20 protein-coding genes are annotated in these 22,973 nt (G+C 46.2%); 5 read left to right on the forward strand and 15 right to left on the reverse strand.

Going from position 1 to position 22,973, the window contains the following annotated elements; translation table 11 throughout:
• Positions 1-43: 43 nt before the first annotated feature.
• From MHB72_RS14935 to MHB72_RS14950, 4 genes are all read right to left on the reverse strand, one after another.
• Positions 44-1,279, reverse strand: a complete 1,236-nt coding sequence (locus tag MHB72_RS14935) for a cytochrome P450 family protein (RefSeq protein WP_023855338.1) — start codon at positions 1,277-1,279, stop codon at positions 44-46.
• Between the two features lie 444 nt (positions 1,280-1,723).
• Positions 1,724-2,611, reverse strand: coding sequence for a sulfite exporter TauE/SafE family protein (locus tag MHB72_RS14940; protein ID WP_020452347.1), 888 nt, complete (start codon positions 2,609-2,611; stop codon positions 1,724-1,726).
• A gap of 455 nt (positions 2,612-3,066) precedes the next feature.
• Positions 3,067-4,668 (reverse strand): xylan 1,4-beta-xylosidase, encoded by a 1,602-nt coding sequence (gene xynB, locus MHB72_RS14945; RefSeq protein WP_216919937.1) that lies wholly within the window; start codon positions 4,666-4,668, stop codon positions 3,067-3,069.
• Positions 4,669-4,720: 52 nt separating this feature from the next.
• Positions 4,721-6,094, reverse strand: coding sequence for an MFS transporter (locus tag MHB72_RS14950; protein ID WP_043054411.1), 1,374 nt, complete (start codon positions 6,092-6,094; stop codon positions 4,721-4,723).
• Positions 6,095-6,665: 571 nt separating this feature from the next.
• On the opposite strand from MHB72_RS14950, the gene MHB72_RS14955 reads away from it, so the two are divergent.
• Positions 6,666-7,046 carry a hypothetical protein gene (locus tag MHB72_RS14955; protein WP_059231398.1) on the forward strand — a complete coding sequence of 127 codons (381 nt, stop codon included), beginning with the start codon at positions 6,666-6,668 and terminating at the stop codon, positions 7,044-7,046.
• 226 nt (positions 7,047-7,272) lie between these two features.
• Positions 7,273-8,067, forward strand: a complete 795-nt coding sequence (locus MHB72_RS14960) for an SDR family NAD(P)-dependent oxidoreductase (protein ID WP_026579216.1) — start codon at positions 7,273-7,275, stop codon at positions 8,065-8,067.
• Positions 8,068-8,104: 37 nt separating this feature from the next.
• Here the strand turns inward: MHB72_RS14960 and MHB72_RS14965 are convergent, their stop codons facing one another.
• From MHB72_RS14965 to MHB72_RS14995, 7 genes are all read right to left on the reverse strand, one after another.
• Positions 8,105-10,138 (reverse strand): GH32 C-terminal domain-containing protein, encoded by a 2,034-nt coding sequence (locus MHB72_RS14965; protein ID WP_216919935.1) that lies wholly within the window; start codon positions 10,136-10,138, stop codon positions 8,105-8,107.
• Between the two features lie 129 nt (positions 10,139-10,267).
• Positions 10,268-11,095 carry a PTS system mannose/fructose/sorbose family transporter subunit IID gene (locus tag MHB72_RS14970; protein WP_020452353.1) on the reverse strand — a complete coding sequence of 276 codons (828 nt, stop codon included), beginning with the start codon at positions 11,093-11,095 and terminating at the stop codon, positions 10,268-10,270.
• Between the two features lie 21 nt (positions 11,096-11,116).
• Complete coding sequence (locus MHB72_RS14975) at positions 11,117-11,920, reverse strand: PTS mannose/fructose/sorbose transporter subunit IIC (RefSeq protein ID WP_020452354.1); 804 nt, start codon at positions 11,918-11,920, stop codon at positions 11,117-11,119.
• 18 nt (positions 11,921-11,938) lie between these two features.
• A complete protein-coding gene (locus MHB72_RS14980) occupies positions 11,939-12,430 on the reverse strand; it encodes a mannose/fructose/sorbose PTS transporter subunit IIB (protein WP_216919933.1) in 492 nt (163 codons plus the stop codon).
• Positions 12,430-12,867, reverse strand: a complete 438-nt coding sequence (locus tag MHB72_RS14985; RefSeq protein ID WP_020452356.1) for a mannose/fructose/sorbose PTS transporter subunit IIA — start codon at positions 12,865-12,867, stop codon at positions 12,430-12,432. The genes MHB72_RS14980 and MHB72_RS14985 overlap by 1 nt, the downstream gene beginning before the upstream one ends.
• 200 nt (positions 12,868-13,067) lie before the next feature.
• Positions 13,068-15,854, reverse strand: coding sequence for a sigma 54-interacting transcriptional regulator (locus MHB72_RS14990; protein WP_216919931.1), 2,787 nt, complete (start codon positions 15,852-15,854; stop codon positions 13,068-13,070).
• Positions 15,855-16,259: 405 nt separating this feature from the next.
• On the reverse strand, positions 16,260-16,718 hold the full coding sequence (locus MHB72_RS14995) for a hypothetical protein (protein WP_216919929.1): 459 nt from the start codon (positions 16,716-16,718) through the stop codon (positions 16,260-16,262).
• 120 nt (positions 16,719-16,838) lie between these two features.
• On the opposite strand from MHB72_RS14995, the gene MHB72_RS15000 reads away from it, so the two are divergent.
• Positions 16,839-17,099: a YrhK family protein gene (locus MHB72_RS15000; protein WP_023855347.1), complete on the forward strand. Its 261-nt coding sequence runs from the start codon at positions 16,839-16,841 to the stop codon at positions 17,097-17,099.
• Positions 17,100-17,182: 83 nt separating this feature from the next.
• On the opposite strand, the gene catA is transcribed toward MHB72_RS15000, so the two are convergent.
• Complete coding sequence (catA, locus tag MHB72_RS15005; RefSeq protein WP_216919927.1) at positions 17,183-17,833, reverse strand: type A chloramphenicol O-acetyltransferase; 651 nt, start codon at positions 17,831-17,833, stop codon at positions 17,183-17,185.
• Between the two features lie 217 nt (positions 17,834-18,050).
• On the opposite strand from catA, the gene MHB72_RS15010 reads away from it, so the two are divergent.
• Positions 18,051-18,611, forward strand: coding sequence for a bifunctional transcriptional activator/DNA repair enzyme AdaA (locus MHB72_RS15010; RefSeq protein ID WP_216919925.1), 561 nt, complete (start codon positions 18,051-18,053; stop codon positions 18,609-18,611).
• Between the two features lie 4 nt (positions 18,612-18,615).
• The gene (locus MHB72_RS15015) at positions 18,616-19,185 is read left to right on the forward strand and encodes a methylated-DNA--[protein]-cysteine S-methyltransferase (protein WP_216919924.1); all 570 of its coding nucleotides are present in this window, start codon (positions 18,616-18,618) and stop codon (positions 19,183-19,185) included.
• Here the strand turns inward: MHB72_RS15015 and kdpDN are convergent.
• The 3 genes from kdpDN to kdpB all read right to left on the reverse strand — a co-directional run bounded on the left by kdpDN (position 19,158) and on the right by kdpB (position 22,955).
• Positions 19,158-20,306, reverse strand: coding sequence for a KdpD-like non-kinase potassium sensor (gene kdpDN, locus MHB72_RS15020; protein ID WP_205802273.1), 1,149 nt, complete (start codon positions 20,304-20,306; stop codon positions 19,158-19,160). The two genes, MHB72_RS15015 and kdpDN, sit on opposite strands and share 28 nt — an antisense overlap.
• Positions 20,307-20,375: 69 nt before the next feature.
• Positions 20,376-20,936, reverse strand: coding sequence for a potassium-transporting ATPase subunit KdpC (kdpC, locus tag MHB72_RS15025; protein ID WP_020452363.1), 561 nt, complete (start codon positions 20,934-20,936; stop codon positions 20,376-20,378).
• Between the two features lie 12 nt (positions 20,937-20,948).
• On the reverse strand, positions 20,949-22,955 hold the full coding sequence (kdpB, locus tag MHB72_RS15030; RefSeq protein WP_228119639.1) for a potassium-transporting ATPase subunit KdpB: 2,007 nt from the start codon (positions 22,953-22,955) through the stop codon (positions 20,949-20,951).
• Positions 22,956-22,973 lie beyond the last annotated feature (18 nt).

Raw genomic sequence — 22,973 nt, forward strand, 5'->3', positions numbered from 1 at the left:
TGCTTTTTCTTCGGCCGAAATGACAGATCGCAAATCCAATCATTTAAAAAGATAATGGCAGTTCATCTAAAGCTCTCATCAGAAAATTGCCTTTCCATTTGATCTGCTCCCTTTCGCCTTTGATCTCTATATGTTCAAAGCGGCGCAGCAAGGTTTGAATGGCAATTTTGGCCTCCAATCGGGCAAGCGGTGCGCCCAGGCAAAAATGGCTGCCATAGCCAAAGGCAAGGTGGCGGTTATCCTTTCTTTCAATATTAAAGCGGTCGGCATTCGGGAAGACCGTGTCATCGCGGTTGGCCGAGGCTAATGAAATGATGATCACATCTTTTCTCTTCATCTCCTGCCCGTGCAATGTAAACGGTTCGGCCGCCCAGCGCAGAGTGGTCAATTCCACGGGGCTGTAAAATCTGAGCGCCTCTTCAATGGCTGAGTCGATTAAATCTGCGTTTTGATGGAGCTTTTCCAGTTGCTCAGGGTGGTTCAGCAAGGCAAAGGTCATATTGGTTATTAAGTTTACCGTTGTCTCATGTCCTGCAACGATAAGGAGCATAATTGTCGAATACAGCTCTTCTATGCTTAATGTCGTTCCTTCGCTTTCTGCCTGAATTAATGCACTGACTAAATCCTCAGCCGGCTCGTCCCTTTTTTTGCAAACCAAATATTCCAGGTATTCAGCGAACTCGCCTATTTTATGCTTGTATTCCTCCAGGCTTTCGGGCGTGTCAGAAAAATCAATAACCGCCTGGGACCAAACTCTGAATTTTTGCCGATCTTCAAGCGGAATACCAAGCATCTCGCTGATGACAATGATCGGCAGCGGGAAAGCGAAGTCGTCTACAAGATTCATGGAATGATTCGGTTCTGCTTGATCCAATAAAGAATCAGCGATTTTTTGGATTCTGTTCTCGAGCTGTAAAACCATCCGGGGAGTAAATGCTTTCTGTACAAGAGACCGCAAACGGCCGTGGTCGGGGGGATCTGAGTTGAGCATATGCTTTGATAAAGGTTCTTCATTTTCCAGAGCGGAGAAGTTCTCTAATTCTTCTTCAGTAAACACATTTTCGTAATTTTTCTTCATTCTTGCATCCTTTAATATATGGACCGCATCCTCGTACCTCGTAATGAGCCAGCCTTCGCCCAGATCCCCCATCGATACGGGATAGACAGGACGGGAAGCGCGTAATCGCTTGTAAAATTCGTACGCTTCATCTTTAAATGCCGCAGAAGACAATTCTCTCTCAGTTAATATGGCGAAGCTCTCCTCTTGTTTTGAAGACATACATCCTACCTCCATCTCTATTTTTGTAAATAACAGCCTGCACCGGAATGATAAACCGCGATAGTGCGTTAGGCTATTCACATCCACTCATTCACAAATATTATAATTCCAGGAAAACCCGCATTCAATCGGCAATCAAGCTGGAGATGTTCATTAATGAACACCTTCCGCATTCATTGTTTAGAAATGAGACGGGGAATGCAAAAAGAGGCATGAAAACAAGCTGAGACCGGCGCTATGCCGATCTCGCTATAAGTAAATTTAAAAATAAAAAGTCCTCTTAGTTTACAGTTCCTTTTCAAGGAACGGCAGTCTAACAGGAGCCCTTCGGTTGTCCGATCGGAATGCATTCGTTTGTTGACGGCCTGAAGTTCTTCCCTTCTCTTGCTTATCGACTTCCGCATCTTTTTTAAAACGCTCATGATATCTGAAGCCGTCGCAAGATTATTGATTTAATGCTTGAGCAGTTTGATCACTTGTTCTTATTTTTACAACAATATATACAATAGCTGATATCCAAACTGCGATGATTCCAATATAAATAGCCGGATATAATGCTGTTTGATTGATCCACGAATGGACAAGCGTTCTTGTGTTGACGAGAATGATCAGTCCGCCGACCAGAACGCCCATTAATCGGGCATGCACCTTCTGCACCAGCCAGGCGGCAATCGGAGCCGCAATAATTCCGCCAATCATCAATGCACCAACCCACAGCCAATTGACTTCTTCCCAGCCGAGAGAAATGAAAAATCCTAACGTTGCCGAAACGGCAATAGCAAACTCGCTTGTGTCAACAGTACCCACTACTTTTCTCGCACTGACGCCTTTTTTGGATAACAAAACTGGAGTGGCAATCGGCCCCCAGCCTCCCCCTCCGGTTGCATCAGCAAAACCCGCGATTAATCCCAGGGGAACGGCTTTTTTTCTCGAAAGGCTGATACCGCTTTTTTGCTCTCCTATTTTAAACATGAATAGAAATCGAGTGAGCACATACACGCCGAGGACAAGCAGAAATATTGAAATATAAGGTTTCGCAAGCTCGCCCGGAATGTTGCTTAAAAAGGAAGCGCCGAGAAATGCCCCGAGTGATCCCGGGATGACGAGTCGTTTGACCGTTTGTTTATCAACGTTTCCAAACTTTATATGCGACACACCGGATGCCGCGGTTGTGACGACTTCCGCCAGGTGAACGGATGCTGACGCAACCGCCGGTGCGATGCCGAAGGCAAGCAGCAATGACGACGATGTCACCCCGTACGCCATCCCTAAGGCGCCATCTATCAGCTGCGCAAATAATCCTATCAAGACAAACACAATCAGCTTTTTCATGTTGGCCTCCCACTTCAATTGGTTTATTTTTATTGTTAAATATAATCTATACTATACCTACCTGTAAAGTGTGAATTTGAAAAATATAAATTTTTTGTATTTTTCATCGACACAGCAAAAAAGAGCATATGCATGCAAAATGAGCGCCTATCCCCCGGTCTTTTGTCTTATAGATGTTCATTAATGAACACCTTCTGTAATCATTGTTTAGTAATGAAGTTTAATTTGAAAGGTTCATAATGCATCTGCTCCTTTTGCGTTTCACTTACCCCAAAGCGAGCGAGGATGACAACTTTTAAATTAATCGAGGGAGGAAAGAGGCATTAAAATGGGAAGGGAAGGGAAGGGAAGGGAAGGGAAGGGAAGGGAAGGGAAGGGAAGGGAAGGGAAGGGAAGGGAAGGGAAGAAAACAAATTTGAACCGCTCCCGATTGTCGGGAGCGGTATTTTGTTGACTCATAGCTCTTTATACATAAAGTAATCAAAATCGGCATGTTGATGTGCTCCGCTTGTATCTTGGCATTGCATTCCCACAAAAGCTCCGGTGAAGAATCCTCCTCCGCGCACATAATCATCTGACAGTTTTTTAGATTCCAACGGGATCTCAATTTTATACCAGTCTTTTTTATTAAAAGAATAGGAGTAATAATATGTTTCCCATTCGACATTTACTCTTAAATAAACATATTGTATGTCCCGCGGGATGACAATTTTGTCTTTTATCGGCTGTGAGAATGTAAAATTATCGCATATCGTTACATCCAAAATGCGCCCAAGGTCTTCATCATAAGTCACTTGAAGAGCCGTCCAGTTTTCGGTGTTGTAGTAATTCACGAGTCCCGCGGCTTGCTGAAAGGTCTCCGGGTTGAAATCAACAGCAGTCTCCGCTGTAAAACGGAGGCTTTGCCAGCGCCTGGCTACAAACGCCTGGGTAAATGTGGAAGTTAGTGATTCACGTCCATATAAACGTAAATGATTCGGCCTTTCAGTCAATGATCCTAATTCTTTCGTAAAGGGAATCCGCAATGTCTGAAAGTTCATATTTAATGTCCGATCAGCAAATTGATCGACTTCCTGATATGTCGATGGAAACTTGGTTTCAGATATGTGGGGCGCTTCCACCTCCAACCTCCCCTCTTTTCCGCCTGCCACATAAGGCCAGCCGTCTTTCCACTCTAATTTTTGAATCGCGGTTTCTCTTCCCAAAGGACAATATCCTCTTTGGTGAATAACCGAGTCATCAGCAGGATGAATAGGACGCCCGGTTAAGTGAGCTAAATACCACTCGCCTGTATGCGTTTCCACAATTGATGCATGTCCGCATTTCTGCAACGGATTCCGAGGTTCGTGCCAAGACGTTAAAATTGGATTGTCGGGGTGAATCTCATATGGTCCTTCGATATGTTTTGAACGGGCAATTGTGGCGGCATGCTCGTAACGGGTCCCGCCTTCCGCTGTCAACAAATAGTAATAATCCCCGATATGATAAAGGTGCGGCGCTTCAGTCAGTTTAATATCTGTGCCTTCAAAAATGATTTTCGGTTGATGGATAAGCCTTTTTTCGTCCACGGAAAATTCCTGCATCACAATGCCTCCGAATGAATGGCGGCCGATCCGGTGATCCCACAGCATATTTAACAAATATTTTCTTCCGTCGACATCATGGAACAATGAAGCATCGAAGCCGGAACTATTTAGTTGAATCGGTTCCCCCCAATCTCCATCGACGGTTTCGCAAGTAACTAAATAGTTATGACAGTCTTTCCAGGCTCCATCCACAACTTTTACATCTGTATATATAAGCCAAAACTTTCCTTCACTGTAACTTAGACAAGGCGCCCATACACCGCCTGAGTCGGGATTCCCTTTCATATCCAATTGTGAAACCCTCTGCAACGGATGTGCAACTAAATGCCAATTCACCAAATCTTTTGAATGATGGATTTGCACTCCTGGAAACCATTCGAAGGTGGATACTGCGATATAATAATCTTCCCCTACTCTGCATATGGATGGATCCGGGTTGAAACCTTTAAGCACCGGATTGATAATTTTCATCTTCATTCCTCCTCACGGTTGTCTTTAAAATGTATATTTCCACTGAAATTCTTCATAGAGTCCAAGTCACTTTATCTCTATTCTCTAATTCACGTACGACTTTTGCATATTTTTCATCGCTTAAATTGTAAAAATTAATGTCGATCATAGCCAATATAAGGAAAATAACCGGAACTACAGTTGTCGTTAATAATATCCCTGTCAACGCTTCAGGTGTTTGGACCTGGCCTGCGGCATAGCCGAACTTCTCCAATATGAGTCCTGGAACGATTCCGCCGAGTGCCATGCCAAACTTGAAAAAGAAGCCGATAATCGCATAAATCAATCCACTCAAGCGTTTCCCTGTCTTATATTCGCCATATTCGATTGTTTCAGGGATAAGCGCCCACATATATCCCCCGGCCGTCACGCTTCCAACTGCGGCAATGACCCGAAAGAAGAGCACCAGAAACACATTGCTTGGCGGAACAATGAGAATGGCTAAAAGTCCAATGATATTTAATAATAAAGCGGCATTTAATAGCTTTCTCTTTCCCAGCCACTTATTGATTCGGGGTATAAACGGCAGGATGGCCAATGCAGGAAGGCTTCCAAGCAAGCCGTACCATTTCACAAGATCGGCTCTGCCTACATTGTACGTCATGTAGTAGATGCCGACGGAATTGCTTATCGAGTTGACGCCAAAAATAATGATAAAGAAAATGCTTAAAACGACTAACGGACGATTCACCCGGAATTGCTCGAATAGATCGGAAAATTTAATTTTTTCTTCGGACATTGGCAGAGTGACCCGTTCTTTTGTACTTTTAAAACAAAAGATTAATAGACAGGCGCCAATTATCCCCAGCATGCTCATCGTCAGCTGCCAGCCAAGAGCCGTGTTTCCTGTCGTATCACCTAAATAAGTAGAAAGTAAAGGAACAAAAAAAGATACGATGAGTCCGCCAAGATTGGCAAAGACCATCCGAACCGAAGTAATGCTGACGACCTCTTGATTATCTCTCGTCATCGCGGAGGTTAATGCGCCGTATGGAACATTTATCGCTGTATATGTGAGTGATAACCCGACATACGTGATATAAGCGTAGATTAATTTTCCGGTATCTGAAAAATCTGGAGTTGTAAAACAGAGGATGGCAAGTACAGCAAGCGGAAACGCGCCGAACAGCAGATACGGCCTAAACCTCCCGAATCTGCTGTTTGTTCGGTCTACTAATGTTCCGATAAAAGGATCGGCAAGCGCATCAATGATTCGAACAATCAGAAACATTGTTCCAGCGGCAGCGGCTGATAAACCATAAACATCCGTATAGAAAAATAACAGATATGTAGAAACCGTGGTGTAAATTAAATTACATGCTAAATCTCCAGAAGCATAACCGGATTTCTCATACATACTAACTTGGTTTACATGTCCACCCGTCATGATTCTTACCTCCTCCACAGCCTTTCAAAACGGCTTTATGATAAGTTTTTATGAAAGCGCATACATTGAACCTGGCAAGCGGCCTTTCAGCCGAAGTGAGACAGATGCTTCACTCGTCAACCACGAATACTAGATTGTAGGTTTATGTCATCTTATCACCTCCATTTTTCAATTTTCGCAAGAATCAGATTTCAAAGGTTGCTTTGATCAGAACATAAAATGATCTCCCTCTTTCATCCACTCCTTATGCACACACTTAGTTTAATCATCAAACTAAGTTTATGTCAGTTTGAAAATGTTGTCAATCATTAGCAGTGTCTATTTCAATTTCAAAAGAAAAAAACTCGAAAAACCGCGGAGGCCTTCATGGGATATCAGCTTCATTTGTTACAGCGCCGCAGCACCATGATCGGCCTTTTTTCTTAATAAAAGCACAATTTATGGATGCCGTTCGCAAAAAGTGCATCGTGTAAAAAAGATAAACCCAATTTTTCAGGGAACAATGCCTCATTCTTTCATCTGTGATGAATGATACAATCCCCAGTGTAGTGACTAAAAAGGAGGACCAATCATGAAATTCAGCAAAATCGGTGCCTTACTGCTCACTTTGGCGTGTTTGCTTTTGCCTTTTTCTTCTGCGTCTGCAGCAGGTGCCGGTGTATGGGATAATATCGGCACATACGGCATGACATCGCAGACTCCGATCATTAAATCAGGCGGAGGGAAATTTTATTTTCACAACAACAGCTTTTATGGCTTTACTTTTACGCTGTATGAAGTTGACGGGGCGGGAAGCACGCCCGAAATCGTTAGAAAAAATATCTACGTCGGACCGAAAAGCAACAGTCCGGTGATCGATGTCAGCGATTTTACAGATGGCGCGAACAAAAAAGCAGAACTCGTTCTGTTTAAAGGGAACGATACATACATCACCGTTACTTGCTATGATTGAATTCCCCATAAACAGTAAGCCCGCCGTTTACAGACGGCGGTTTTTTGATGCTTTTTTTGCCTGGTCAAACAAACGGTCCCCTCTTTAAACTGAGGGGGCACAAAAAAGTGCCTATATAACTTTAAAGTGCGTACTTCCGTTTCGGGTTCTTCTGTTCCATAATCATGAATGATGTTTTGTATGACATTGTTCTGTTTATACTGAAAAGAAAACGGAGGGATCCATGATGAACCTGAACTTACGAGGAAAAACAGCATTGGTGACCGGATCAACGTCCGGAATCGGCAAAGCGATTGCCGCTTCACTTGCGAAAGAAGGTGCGTCTGTCATCATTAACGGACGCCGGCAAGACAAGGTCAATCAAATAATAGACGAATTGCAAGGCCAATTCCCCGAGGCTGTTCTTCATCCGGCCCCTTATGATCTTGGCACTGAGAAAGGGTGTCAAGACCTAATAGCAGCGTTCCCGCATGTTGATATTCTCATTAATAATTTAGGAATTTTTGAGCCGGCGGAATATTTTGAGATTCCGGATGAGGATTGGTTCCGCTTTTTCGAAGTGAATATTATGAGCGGAGTAAGGCTCTCGCGGAGATATTTGCAAAGCATGATCGAGAAAAAAGAAGGCCGGGTCATTTTTATTGCGAGCGAAGCTGCGGTTATGCCGTCACAGGAAATGGCGCATTACAGCGCAACAAAAACGATGCAGCTTTCGATTTCCCGGAGCTTGGCAGAGCTTGCTACGGGTACAAATGTGACTGTCAATACCGTTATGCCGGGCTCAACCTTAACCGAAGGCGTTGAAACGATGCTGAAGACTCTTTATCCGGATGAAAACCTGACGGTCGAAGAAGCGGAAAGGCGGTTTATGAAAGAAAACCGGCCGACCTCTATCATACAAAGGCTGATTCGGCCGGAAGAAATCGCGCACTTTGTCACCTTTTTAAGCAGTCCGCTTTCCTCGCCGATCAATGGTGCAGCCTTGCGGGCGGACGGCGGATTGGTCCGCAGCGTCTTTTAAATGAAAGGCTGGAATGCCCGGCATTCCAGCTTCATCGTTATCGATCAGCATAAACATGTTGGAAGACTGCGGTCGCATCCCATGCATTCAAGCCAAATGCTCCCTCGGTAAACGTGGAATCCCGAGCATTTATCACCAATCGGCCGTCCAAGTAAATATGAAAGTTGGAATCGCGGGCCACCGCCTTCAGGTGATATTTCCGGCCGGTTTCTATCGGTGTGCGGTGTTCGGCAATAACAGAGGCCGAGCCGTTTTCAAATTTGAAAAACTTCACCACATCATGCTTGGCATCCACATTGGCAAGATATCCGTTTTGAACATCCTTGTCGGCCCGAAACACGAGAGCACCCGCCCCTCTGCCATTTCCATCCTTTACCGTGACATCTGCTTCATATGTGAAATCTGTTCCTTTTGCTGAAGATAAAATGAACGAATCCCCGTCAGATCGCCCTTGTTTTCCATCAATCGTGTCGGCCCATACACCGTTTACGGTCGTCCAGCCGGTCAAATTCGATTGAAAGGGTGACGTTCCCCATACGTTTTTCAGAGGATGAACCGTCATCGAATTCAGCTTGACAAACCCGTTAGATGCGTATACTTCAAGCCCTTTACTGGATCGGTCCGGCAGAATAATGTCGGTGATCACCTGCCTCCCGTCGTTGCCGAATACTTCAACTGAAGAGCGGTCGACATAAATGCGCATCTTCACCTTCCCACCGACCGGTTGCAGCGGGGCCGCATGCTTTCCGGTGTTAAAGTTCGGATTAAAGGAGACGTTTCCGGATTGGCTTCGGTCGACGAACAGTGAAGCGCTGTTTTTGCTGTAGCCGATTTTCGTATATTGGTTTTCCCCTGTTCGGACTTTAAAGCCAAATTCGGCCGCAGTTCCGGTATTTACTTGAAATTCCGCATTGATTTCGTACGCATTATCTGACAGCGCTTTCAAAAAATTTCTGTTTCGAGGTGAAATGATCTTGTTTTTCCACATTTGCGATGCACCCCTGATCGACTTCAGCTCAGTTACCGGAGCCTGAACAATTCTGAATCCTTCGGAAAACGCTTTCAATTTTAGTTCTCTCGGGATAGACATTGCGCTTCTCCACGGGGAAGTGGGAACATCGTTTGCGTATTGCCAATTGCTCATCCATCCTAACCAAAGCCTTCGCCCGTCAGACCGCGGGATATCAGACCAGCTGACAGCTGCGTAGAAGTCTTTGCCGTAATCTGTCCATAATACGCGATTCGGCGGGTTTTCATTTTTAAAGGTTGTGCCGTCAAAGCTTCCGACGAAATATTGCATGCCTGATCCTCCTGAGACAGCACCGTCTCCAACACTGACTTGCATCACCCATTTCGTTTCATTCGGTCTGCCCTCTACAGGAAGCTCAAACAGATCCGGACATTCCCACACGCCTCCATGGCTGCCTTCTCCTTCGCCGAATTCGCTCGCATATGTCCAGTGCTTCAGGTCAGGCGATGTATAGATTAAAATTCGGTCGCCGCCCGCAAGCACCATCACCCACTTTTTCGTCTGTTTGTGCCAAACGACTTTCGGATCTCGGAAATCTCTTTTTCCCGGATTTGGAATGACGGGGTTGCCTGAGTACTTCGTCCATGTCCTGCCTTTGTCATTGCTGTAGGCGATGCTTTGTACTTGTTCCCCGTCCCGGTCCTGCGTATAAATGGCAACGAGCGGCTTCTCCGTCCCTGTTTGAAACCCTGTTGTATTATGCCGATCGACGACAGCGCTTCCCGAAAAAATTTTCCCTTTTTCATCCGGATACAGCGCGACCGGCAAATGCTCCCACTTGACCAAATCTTTGCTTACTGCGTGCCCCCAATGCATCGGCCCCCAGCGCAAGCCATACGGATGATATTGATAAAACAGATGATATTCCCCCGCGTAATACACCATCCCGTTCGGGTCATTCATCCAGTTTGCTTCCGGCGTGAAATGATACTTGGGCCGATGATCCTCGTTATAGTAGTCCGGGTCGGCCGCAGCTGCGGAAAAGGCTTCCGGAAACATCATAGCCCCTATGATCCCCATCTGAATCATTCTCTTTTTCATCCCTTTTCTCCCCTCTTCTTCACACGGTTTTTAGTGACGGTTAAGGCAGGAAGTCCAAACAGCCTCCCCCTTTTTGCGGCCGAATGGACCTGCCTCTCCAAAAGCTAAGAAAAGAACAACTAAATCATTTTATGCCAAAAAGCCAGCCCAATAGCCGACAATCCCGATGATAAAAATACCGAAAATCATGAGAAGAGGATTCACCCCTTTGCGAAGCATCCAGGCAGCGAGCAATGTCAATCCTAGAGGCAGTACCCCCGGCATGATGCTGTCTAAAATGTTTTGCACGGTCTGTACATCGACTTTGCCTGCATCATCTTTAATTCTCGACACGACGATCGGGATATTGATCGTCGTCCACTTGGAAACGAGCGCTCCCATCACAAACAGCCCGAGTATTGAGGCGCCTTCCGTCAGTTTCTGAATGCGGTTCCCGACCAAGTCCTGCAAAATTTCCATGCCTTTCACATAGCCGTACTTTAACCCGTAGTATTTTGTACTTAACCTGATCGCGTTGATTAAAAAGAAAAACAAAAGCGGGCCGGCGATGTTTCCGCTTAAAGCAAGCGACGCTCCCAAGGCTGCCAGAACGGGACGCAGCGTCCCCCAGAAAATCGGGTCGCCTACACCTGCCAACGGGCCCATTAAGCCGATTTTCATTCCATTAATCGCTTTGGCATCAATCTTTTTATTGTTGGCCATTTCTTCTTCCATCGCAGCGGTCACGCCGAATATCGGCGCTGTCAGCCACGGATGCGTATTAAACCATTCCAAGTGGCGCTGGAGCGCTTCGCTCCGTTTCGCTCCCGGACCGTACAATTTTTTGATCGCCGGAATCATGACGTAGCAGTAGCCGAGCGCCTGTACACGCTCAAAGTTAAATGATCCGAGCAAAAAGTTTGAGCGGATAAACATACTGAAAATCTCTTTCTTCGTTAACCTTTTTTCTGTGCTCATTATTCGTCCCTCCTTCAATAGTTAAGCATCCAGATCATCGTCATCATCATAAGCAGCCACGCTGCTGTCACTGGCGGCAGCCACCGCCCCCTGCGCATGATTTTTTTGCATCACTTGCTGATATAAAAATGCCAGACAAAGCCCGAGGGCACCGAAGCCGACTAAATTGAAATCGGTAAACGCGGCCAGCAAAAAACCGATATAGAAAAACGGCTTCAAATACGGAATGTTCATCATGTTGATGACCATCGCATATCCGACAACAACGATAATCCCCCCGCCTATTTGCAAACCTTTTGTGATGACGTCCGGAATATTTCCCAAAAACGCCTGAACAGCGCTGACACTGATCAGAGCCACAATCAATGTCGGAATCATAACGCGCAGCGCCTGAAACGCCATGGCGGTAATATGCATGATTTCAATTCCTTTAAAATTGCCATCCTTTGCGTATTTGTCGGCACGGTGAATTAAAAATACGGTGATCGTTCTGACGAAAATCGTCAGCGCCTGACCCGCAGCAGCCAAAGCCACCGCGACGGCAATCCCTTCACCGACTCCCTGATCGGCGGTAATCACTAAAATGGTCGAAATCACGGAAGCGATAGCCGTATCGGGGGCCATTGCAAGACCGACGTTCATCCAGCCAAGCGCCATCAGCTCCAGCGTTCCGCCGAGAATGATGCCTGTTTTCAGATCCCCGAGAACCAGGCCGACCAACGTGCAGGCAATCAGCGGACGGTGTGTCTGCCCTTCGTCCAATACACTACCGATACCTGTTATAGCTGCAATGACGAGCAGCAAAATAATTTGAATCGTTGACATGGCTTTAGAACCCTCCTTCTAGGATTTTATTGCGTTTCTTAAAATCTGCATAAAGTCTTCGCTCGAATCTGACGGCAGCTGCCTCAGTTCCAGCTTCACGCCCAATCCGTGCAATTGTTCAAACGCTTTGATGTCCTTTTCAGTCACGCTTACCGATTTCGTGATTTGCCTGCGGTTATTCTCGAAGCGCATCCCGCCGACATTGACTGTTTCGATCGGAACACCTGCTTCGATTAAAGAAACAATGTCGCCCGGATTTTCGAATAACAGCATTGCCGTCGTATCTTCGTACCGCGGACTGTGAAACGCTTTGGCCATTTTGGAGATCGAAACGGCGCTGGCTTTCACATTTGAAGGTGCGACAGAAAGGATCAGCGTTTTTCTCATTTCGTCCTGCGCCACCTCATCAGAGACGACGATAATGCGGTCAGCAGCGTGGATTTTAATCCATCTTGTTAATACTTGGCCGTGAATAAAGCGGTCATCAATTCTTGCTAAAACGATTTTCATTACAATTCATCCTCTCTTCCCTGATTAGACTGACTGAATTTTTCCAATTGTTCGCTGCAGATTTGGAAGCATTCCCGGCTCATCTTTTTCAACTGGTTCAGCAGTTGTTTGAGCGGCATATGCTCCCTCAAGCTCAATGCCTCTAACAAAATCGGCAGGTTCACGCCGGCTGCCATATCGAATCTCCGCTCCTTCGCGATGTAAGGAGTCGCTGCGTTGTATGGCGTCCCGCCGAAAATATCCACTAAAAAAAGCACCTCGTGTTCCTCCGGAATGTCCTTCAGCGTCTGATGATATTTTTCTTGCAGTGTCTGAATGCCTTCCCCTTTCAGAAACGGCACCGCGATCAGGCTGTCTTCTTCTCCGAATATCATCCCTGAAGATTCTTTTAATGCTGTGGGAAAGTTTCCGTGGCCGCTGATAATGACTGTAATCATGTACATTGCTCCTTTCTTTTTTCGTTCGCTTATTTATAATGCAAGGATCGTGCCAACAAAGTTGTATTAAGCGCTTTCACTGCATCTCAAGACGAATGATTTTCAAGTTTGAAACACATTCAAGCATAAAAATAAACCTGTATTAAAATGGGATTCCACTTAATACAGGTTTACCTGAAAAAATCGCTCATGGAAAACAGCTATAAGTCTTCAGAAAAGATGGTCGCGATAAATATTTTTTCATCTTCGCTGATCGCGAGTCCAAGCTTTTCTTCGTAAGGCTTTAATGTTTTCTCTGTGATGTGAAGAACGTTTTGAAGCTGATCATTCATTTCTTCTTCCTCAGGAAAAGCGATCGGATTCTGTTTGATCACCCTTTCAAAAGCAAAAGCGGTATGCATGATGACTTTGATCAGCACCGCGTTGCTGAATGTGATGCGCAGTTCGTCTTGAACCGTCTGAAGCCACTCCAACAGCATGTCTATCATATGATAGGGATTCAAAAAGACAAGATATTTTTTCAGGCTGTCTTCGCACAGCTCCTTCACCACCACATTTTTACCGGATAATCCGCCGCTCGCAGGGACATTGCCGTTTCCAATCACTTGCTGAATCACTTTTTCTCCTTCGCCTTCAATCAATACTTCTAAAGGCACGTGCGGAGCATCGATTTTAGGATTCTTCGTGCCCACCGTGGCAAGGATCTCATACGCTTTTTCAATTTCTTTCATGCGGCTTGCTAATTTGATCGATGACACCGTCAAAATGCTGATTTGTTCATCTGATGTCCTGCTCACGATTGCTGTTAAGATCTCTTCGAGCTTTTTCGCCGTTCCGCCGCCTGTCGTGCAAATGGAGACGATCGCCTTCTTTTTGCCTGAGACCCGCGGTTTATCGGCCCATAAATCGATGAAATCCTTTGTAACCGAATCATAGATGGCGTGCAAATTCAAATTCAAATAATTCACCTTGCGGACAGCGTCAAGCACCATCGATGTCGTAACATTGCTGATCGTTTTTATTTTTACGCCCGTTTGTTGTTCGAGCCTTGTTTCCAGCATCGCAAGCGATCCCATGTCGACAAGCATTAATACGCCTTCTCCTTCATCAACCTGCTTCACTTTCTCCGCCAGACTGCTTACGATTTCCGCAGGTGAAACGGTCAAAGGCATATCAACCGCAGCAATCGGGGTGCTCCCCAGCAGTTCAGTGGCTACTTCAACCATAGAGCTCGCCGTGCTGTTTCCATGAGCCGCCACGACAATGCCCGTCCTTTTGTTTTCTTTCCATGATTTAATCGACTGAATCAGCATCGTCAAGTAGATGACTTCGATTTCCGGAACGGTTACTTTAAAATACGCTTGAATTTTATCTTTGAAAATCAGTGCGACCTCATATTCTTTCACATGGGTTTCCCTGATTTCATCTGTTTCCTGCGGGTTTAAAACATCAATCTGTTTTCCGCGCTTTAAAAATGCGGCGATGTGCATGCTCAGGAAATAGATGAATTTACGGTCGAATTTGCAGTCTAACTCATGTTCAGCGACTTCCTTTAATTCTTTCGTCATCTGAATCACGTCGTCTTCAACGAATTTGAGCAAGCTGTGGTTTTGAAGCATTTTCTGATTAAAAAAGCTTCTGACGTGCAAATGAATATCCGTTAAAATATATTGATTGATTTGTTTTTTTGTTAAGCCTTCTTTATTCAGGATTTTCGCTTTTTCTTCTATGACATGGTATAAGTTAAATGAGTCATCGATTTTCGTTGTATCATCTTCCACAATCGGAGAGATGATCGTTGTAATGTTGACGTATTCAGAAATCATTTTGCTCCGTTCGATATTTTTGCTGCTGGACATCCAGTCCTGTTTGATCTCATCGGGAAGATCCCGGACGGTCAGTTCAACAACCTCGTCTTTGTCAAGGTTATTTAAAAATCCGTGCGCACAGACCAGCTGCACATTTGATTTCAGCTGCCCGACATTTCCGAATTTTGCAGAATGAATCAATGCATTATAGACGTCGATATGAACATTTAAGTTTTTTTTGATCCGCTCTGCTTCTTTCCCCAATAAAAACGTTGTCAGCTCCACTCTTTCTCCAAGGGACCGTTCATCGAGCGACGGAATATGTACGGTCATCGGAATTCTCCGTAAAAATGTCTTCAGCAATGCAGAACTCGGGTTTTCTGTTGTTGCGCAGATAAACAGGACTTTTGCCGTTCGCTTATGCTCTGTTTCACCAAGCCTGTTGTATGTGCCGCTGTCAATGAAATAAAACAGCATTTCCTGCCCCTCCGGCGGGAGACGATGAATTTCATCCATAAACAGAATGCCCCCGTCCGCCTGTTCGACTAATCCTGCTTTGTCTTCGCCGGCACCTGTAAACGACCCTTTTTTATGTCCGAACAATTGCGAGAGCAATAATTGAGGATTGTTATAATAATCGGCACAGTTGAATGTGATGAACGGGGAATCGGGCTTCAATATGTCCGAATAAACGGCGAACTGGTAGATCCGGTTCGCAAACAGCGATTTACCTGAACCCGTCGGACCGAGCAGCAGCATGTGCAAGCCGTGCGGAGGATAAAAGACAGCCGCTTTCGCCTGAGAGATTGCCTTTTTCAAGCTCCCTTTAGCCCCGATCATGAGCTCGAGGGGATCGGCAGACATGTTGCGCGCCGGCTTTTTTTGGCCGTCAGCCAGCCGCTTCAGTTCTTCAACCTCCATCAACTCTGAGTTCCATTTGATGTTCAAGATGTTTTCAACGATTTCCACCGGGACATAGCGCACAGGGAACGTTTTAATCTTGATCACCTTTTTGGCACGAACGAGATTGTTTAATTCAAAGCTGACATTTGAACGCTCCATTTGCAGCTGACCGGCGATTTCTTGAGCCGAATTCCCTTGTATCTTTAAAAGCTGATGGATATTCGTTTCGCGAAAATTATCCAGCAGCTGATGGTAGATTTTATCTATTCTTTTCATATGTATCATCCTTTGTTCTCGATTGATCAGCAAAAAGGCGGCAAACTTCTTGAAGATTCAGAACTTTAAAGCCGAATCACGGGATAAAAAAAAGATCTTTTACAGATTGACAATCAAGACTCTCCTACTTTTATATCGATTTGTTCGTGCTCTCATGACACAGTCTGGTGTTTTTGCTTCATCAGCATCCACAGAAACACCCCACCCAAAGTAGCAGCTTGTCAATAGTGTATCATTATTGAGAAAATATTGGTGAAAACATCCTGTATTTTTCTCTAAATGTAAATGTTTTGTGAAAGCTCTGCTGATCAACGTTCACTTCGATACTATGTTGGCCGAACGACCGGCTGCCTTAACTTTCACAAAAAAGGCCGTTGACGGTTCAACGGCCTCTATCTTTATGATTCATCTCCCTTTGAAAATAAACGATTCCTTTAAAAGTCTGCCTTCGCTCCCTTTTTCCGTCCAAATCAAGTCCACTTCCAATTCGGTCGCATTCTCTGCCAATAGCAAATTCCGGTGCTTGACAGGGCTTCCGTCATTTAAGCTTTTGGCTAAAGAGACCGCATTGTCGTGAGGAATATTCCAAAGCGAAAATTTCGTTGAAGAATTGGGTTCATTCCGATAGAGATAAATTTCCGCCGAAGCTACATCGTGTCCAATGTTTTTGATTTCGACAGCATAAGTATGAAAGCTACCTTTTTCCGGCTTCGCCATTCCGTTTTTTGCTTCGGCTTTACCGATTTGAACTTCCCATTGTTTTGAAGCCTGTTTAACCGGCAATTCTTCAAACGTCAGCGCTTTTGTTTCAATTGTCGGAACAATCATGCTGAACAGGCACAATGCACATATGAATAGCCGCATATTTTTCACTCCTCGATGGTCGATGTCCCCATATGTTTTTCCTTATTCATAAATCCTATGCATACCGACGTTTCACTCCTGCTTCCGGCAGGGTAATAAAAGGACTGGAGGGATCAAGCAATGCCGCAAAACCACAATGATCGATACGAACTCTTTTTCAAAAAAAGATACAAAGTTCTTCATACATTAAACGATTTTCTTATCGGTCTTTTATTCCTTGTCGGGAGCTTCTGTTTTTTCTTCGAGGAACTGAAGCCGGCGGGAATATGGATGTTTGTGATCGGCAGCTTTCAGCTGTTAATCAGGCCGACGATCCGTTTGGTTCATGATTTTCATTACCGGAAGTTTGTTGAGAGCCGGCGTTCCAAATCCCGTGAGTAAATTTAAACAGCAGGGAGAGATGGCAGGAGACCCCGCTAAGAAGTGCATATAAAAAAGGCCGAATCCTATCGGCCTTTCCTCTGTCACATAAGCCACTCCTCACAATCGGCGGCAAGCCGTTCCAACTCGTTCATAAAAGCGCCGGCATGATAGCCGTCACACACTGCATGGTGTACTTGCAGGGAAACCGGCAAAAATGTTTCACCGCCTTCTGAAAAGTATTTCCCGTTTGTAATAATCGGCAGCAAGTGTTCGCTGTTATCTAGGTTTAAATTAAAGTTTGTAAAGCGCACCCATGGAATAGAAGAAACTGAAAACGCATTGGGCGGGATGTCCGGCTTAGCCCACAAGCCCTTTTTGTCTCCAAAGCGCTCGGCATCCTGAAGATATTGACGATAAAACCGCGAGAAATCATCTGAGTATTCTGTCCAGAGGGCGGAAAACGTTTGGTCGTCCTGATGAAAAATCGTATAGCACGGGTGCATTTGTTCCCAATATCCCAGCTGTCCTTTGTCGTTAAAAGTTGTTCTAAACTCGGGACGCGAATGAATGGCCCTTGATACGATATAAATAAAAACCGGGTACAGCTTGATCTTCTTTTTCTTGAGCACGGCAAGCAAATTGGTCACATTGACGTTTGTCGTTATACTGAAAGAACATTTCGCTTCCTTCATGTAATGGTCAAAATAATATTTTCTATACCAAGTGTCGAGATCGATTGTTTGAAAATTCATGTTTTACCTCCTAAAATATAGCTTTTTTATTTTAGGAGGCCTGCTTCTCTGATTTCGGCAATATTCTCACCTCATCCTGTATTGTAAATGAATTGTAGCGCGTTTCGGAGACGCAGGCAACCGTCCCTCTTCTTCTTTGTCTTCTTGCTGTGCCATTCCCCGCCTCTCCACCTCCGGCTGTCATTTAGGTTATACTGACATAGATCGGGGTGAAGATATGAACAGCAAATCACGATTGACGCCTGAAAGGTGGCGGGCGATTACGGAAAACGATTCCGCCTATGACGGAGTTTTTTATTACGCGGTCAAAACGACCGGGATATTTTGCCGCCCTTCCTGCAAATCGAGAGTTCCGCAAATCGAAAATGTGCAAATCTTTTTCAATGCAAAAGATGCTTTATCAGAAGGGTACCGCCCCTGCAAACGCTGCAATCCGGCCGGGATGCTGCTGCCGGATGAAGAGCTGGCACAGCGGGCGGTGCAAATCATCGAGGAATCTTATCGCGATCCGCTGTCTCTGCAAGCTTTGGCTGACAGGTGCCATATCAGCCCTTTTCATCTGCAGCGGACGTTTAAACGAATCAAAGGCGTCTCGCCGGCAGAATACATCCTGCAGAAAAGGATTGAGAAAGCATTCGTTTTGCTTGCCCATTCTGAACGAACGATCGCAGAAATCGCCTCAATGATAGGCATCGGGAATGCGGATTATTTTGCCGCTTTGTTTAAAAAGAAAACAGGGCAATCACCGACGTCATACCGGCAAATGAAACGGAGGTAAACATATGGAAGATCAAATCGTATACTGGCGTACGCTGACTTGCCGCCGCTCGCAGATTCACATTGCGGCGACTGCCCACGGGCTCTGTTTTACAGGGGCATGGAATCAAGGATTCGGGGAGCTGGCCGCTTGGGCTGAAAAAAGGTACGCACAGCCAGTTTTCATTCGGGATGACAAAGGGTTGACAGAATACGCCGAGCAGATTCAGGCGTATTTAGATGGCAAGCGGACTCATTTCAGCTTTCCTGTCGACCTTGCCGGAACGCCTTTTCAGCTAGCCGTGTGGCAGGCGCTCTCCGAAATTCCTTTCGGCAGCACGCGTTCCTATTCCGATATCGCCGGGCATATACAAAAGCGGAACGCTGTCCGGGCCGTAGGTACGGCGATCGGCGCAAATCCGCTGTTAATAGTAGTGCCGTGCCATCGGGTTATCGGCAAAAACGGACAGCTCACGGGATACCGGGGCGGATTGGAGATGAAAAAAGAACTGCTGATACTGGAGGCCGCAGGCGCCGCTGAACATCCTTTAACAACGGCATCCCGATCTCAAGCTTTCTCATCCGAGACAATGTGAAGGTCGATTCCGTCTGTATGCCTCATAATGCTGTTGACAATCGAGCCTTTTCTGATTTCTTCCCATCGCGATCGGGCGGATTGGCCGAGTACGATTTGTGTAATGCCGTGCTGTTTCGCTGTATCAGTGATCGTTTCAGAAATGCGCCTTTTGTTTGAGTGTTTAAAAATGAATTCGGCGCCGAATTGTGCACAGAGCGTCTCCCATTGCCCGATTTTATCCCGTTCTGTCGGGGCCAGCTGCTCCTTTGACGTGCGCGACACGTTTAAAACGAGCAGATCGGCCTTCAGCCGGCTTGCGATTCTCCATCCGCGCCGTATCAGTTTTTCGGCATTTTTTCCGTGCTGGACGCACACCAAAATCTTTTCATTCGTTCCCCTCGGCCGGAGGCTGCCGTTCGTCCGTTCCAGACGATCATCCACATCATCTGCAACTTCACGCAAGGCGAGCTCTCTCAACGCAGCTAAATTATTTTTCGTAAAAAAATGGGTTAAAGCCTGTTGAATCTTATGTTTTTCATATACCTTTCCTTCCTGAAGCCGCTTTTGCAATGTTTCCGGAGTGACGTCAATCAAGATGACTTCATTCGCCAATTCCAATACGCGGTCCGGGATCCGTTCTCTCACTTTCACCCCGGTGACGTGTTGAACGATATCATGGACGCTTTCGATATGCTGGATATTGACGGCGGACAGCACGTTGATGCCTTCCTGTAAAATATCTTCAACGTCCATGTACCGCTTTTCATTTTTCGAACCTGGCACATTGGTGTGAGCCAGTTCATCGACAAGCACAAGGTCTGGCTTCCGGTTAATAATCGCATCGACATCCATTTCTCCCATCGTTATCCCTTTATATGAAATGTTTCGTTTTGGAATGACTTCTAAACCTGTGACGAGTGCTGCCGTGTCTTTTCGATGATGCGTTTCGACAAGGCCGATCACGGCATCGATCCCTTCACGCTTTAAATCGTGCGCTTCCTGGAGCATCCGATACGTTTTTCCGACTCCCGGCGCAGAACCGATATAAATGGTCCAATACCCTCTTTTCAGCTGTTCAATTTCGGCCAGCAGTTCTCCCGGCGTCTTCCTTCGATAATCACGGGTGTTTTTTGTCCGCATTGCAGCATCTCCGTTTTCTCATCAAGTTTGTTTTTCCCGGTGTCGTATGATCAGACACCGGGCAGCATTCTACTTCAGTTTTTCTTTTAAATCGATATTGAGAAGCAGCACGTTGACGCGCGGTTCACTTAAGAAGTCGCTTTTGGTATGCTGATGAACAAGCTGCACAAGCTCTTTCTCCGGCAGTCCTGTCAGACGGCTGATTCTCGGAATTTGCGCCATCGCCCCGTCGGGACTGATATCAGGGTCTAATCCCGAAGCGGAGTTCGTGACTAAATCGACCGGCAGTTTACTGATCGGAACATCAGGGTTTTCCTCCTTCCACTTTTCAATCGATGCTTTCATCCGTTTCAGCAAATCGGGATTTGACGGCGCTTCGTTTGGGGATCCAGATCCTGCGGCATCATACTTGATGCTGGATTCCCTTCCTTGAAAGAGCCGCGGGTCTCTAAACCGCTGGCCAATGAGTTCAGAGCCGATCACATTCCCCTGCCGGTCATACACAAGACTTCCATTTGACTTTCCAGGCATGGCGGCCTGTGAAATCCCTGTCAGCGCGAGCGGATATCCAAGCCCGCAAACCAGCATTAACAGCAGGCTGATTCTGAAGATTACTCCGATTTCTTTCATGACGATTCCTCCTTACAACATAATCTGAAGCAGCATATCGATCAGCTTGATTCCGATGAAAGGGACGATGACGCCGCCGAGGCCATAGATCAATAAATTGCGGGCCAGCAAAGCATTTGAGCTCATCGGCTTATAAGCAATTCCTTTCATGGCTAAAGGCACAAGAAGCGGGATGATCAGCGCGTTAAATATCAGCGCAGATAAGATCGCTGAAATCGGCGAACCAAGCCTCATGATGTTCAGCGCGTTCATCTCGGGAATCGCCAGCATAAACATCGCCGGGATGATGGCAAAATATTTGGCGATATCGTTTGCGATGCTGAACGTAGTCAAAGCGCCGCGCGTCATAAGCAGCTGCTTTCCGATCGAGACGACTTCAATGATTTTTGTCGGATTCGAATCAAGGTCCACCATATTCGCTGCTTCCTTGGCAGCTGTTGTGCCGCTGTTCATGGCAAGCCCGACATCAGCCTGCGCAAGTGCGGGCGCGTCATTGGTTCCGTCGCCCGTCATGGCGACAAGCTTTCCTTCAGATTGTTCGCGCTTGATCACATTAATCTTGTCTTCGGGCTTGCTTTCGGCAATAAAGTCATCAACGCCCGCTTCCCTTGCGATCGTAGCGGCCGTTAATGGATTGTCGCCTGTGCACATCACCGTTTTGATCCCCATTTTGCGAAGCTCGGCAAAGCGCTCTTTCATGCCCGGTTTAACGGTGTCTTTTAAATAGATCAACCCGAAGATTGTTCCGTCTGCCGCTACAGCCAGCGGTGTTCCGCCTTCTTTTGAAATCCGTTCGCTTTCCAGATCGAGATTCGAAGGTATCGTTCCGCCATTGTTGATCACCCACTTTTTCACGGCATCGACAGCGCCTTTGCGAATGTGCCTTCCGTCGGGCAGGTTCACGCCGCTCATTCTCGTTTCCGCCTTGAATTCAATCGGTTCTCCTGCTTCAGCAACGGACGAGTCATAGTGAATCGAGAGTTTATCAGCGAGTTCGATGACTGAGCGTCCTTCCGGTGTTTCGTCATGGATGGAGCCAAGCGCCGCATATTCACCAACGGTTTGAAGCGATTCATCTCCGACAGGGACAAATTCCCCGGCCATCCGGTTTCCAAAAGTGATCGTCCCTGTTTTATCAAGAACAATCGTGTTAATGTCGCCCGCAGCCTCGACAGCTTTCCCCGACATCGCCAGAACGTTGAAGCGGGTCACGCGATCCATTCCCGCAATCCCGATGGCTGACAGGAGCCCGCCGATCGTCGTCGGTATAAGACAGACAAGCAGGGCAATCAAGACGGCGGGATCAATTTGAAAACCGAGATAGGACGTGAAAAACGGGAGTGTCGCAACAACAATCAGAAAAATCAGCGTTAAGCTCGTTAAAACCGTATTCAACGCGATTTCATTCGGCGTTTTTTGCCTTTCAGCCCCTTCGACTAAAGCGATCATCTGATCGAGGAACGTTTCACCCGGATCACTCGTGATCTTGACTTTAATCGAATCGCTGACGACCCGGGTGCCTCCCGTAACAGAGCTGAAATCACCGCCTGCTTCCTTTATGACCGGAGCAGACTCTCCCGTGATGGCCGATTCGTCTACTGATGCGAGACCCGCGATGACTTCACCGTCGCCAGGTATCATTTCTCCCTGGGAGACGATGACGATGTCCCCCTTTCTAAGCTCGGCAGGCGCTACCTTCTCAATGCGGTCATCCATTACTTTATTGGCCGAAACCCCTTTTTTCGTCTGTTTTAAAGAATCGGCCTGCGCCTTTCCTCTTCCTTCAGCCAGCGCTTCGGCGAAATTCGCGAATAACACGGTGATCAGCAAAATGAAAGAAACCGCCGGATTGAACCAGGGAGCCGCCGTACTGCCGAAAAACCGGGGAAACACGGAAAGCAGAACCGTTATGAAAAATCCAACTTCTACGACAAACATAATCGGATTTTTGATCATAGTTCGCGGATCTAATTTTAAAAAGGCATGTTTGACCGCATCTTTGATGATCGTGTCGTTCATCGTTTGCTTTGTTGTGTG

Source organism: Bacillus sp. FSL K6-1284 (genome assembly GCF_038002625.1).
In the GTDB taxonomy this organism is placed as follows: domain Bacteria; phylum Bacillota; class Bacilli; order Bacillales; family Bacillaceae; genus Bacillus; species Bacillus paralicheniformis.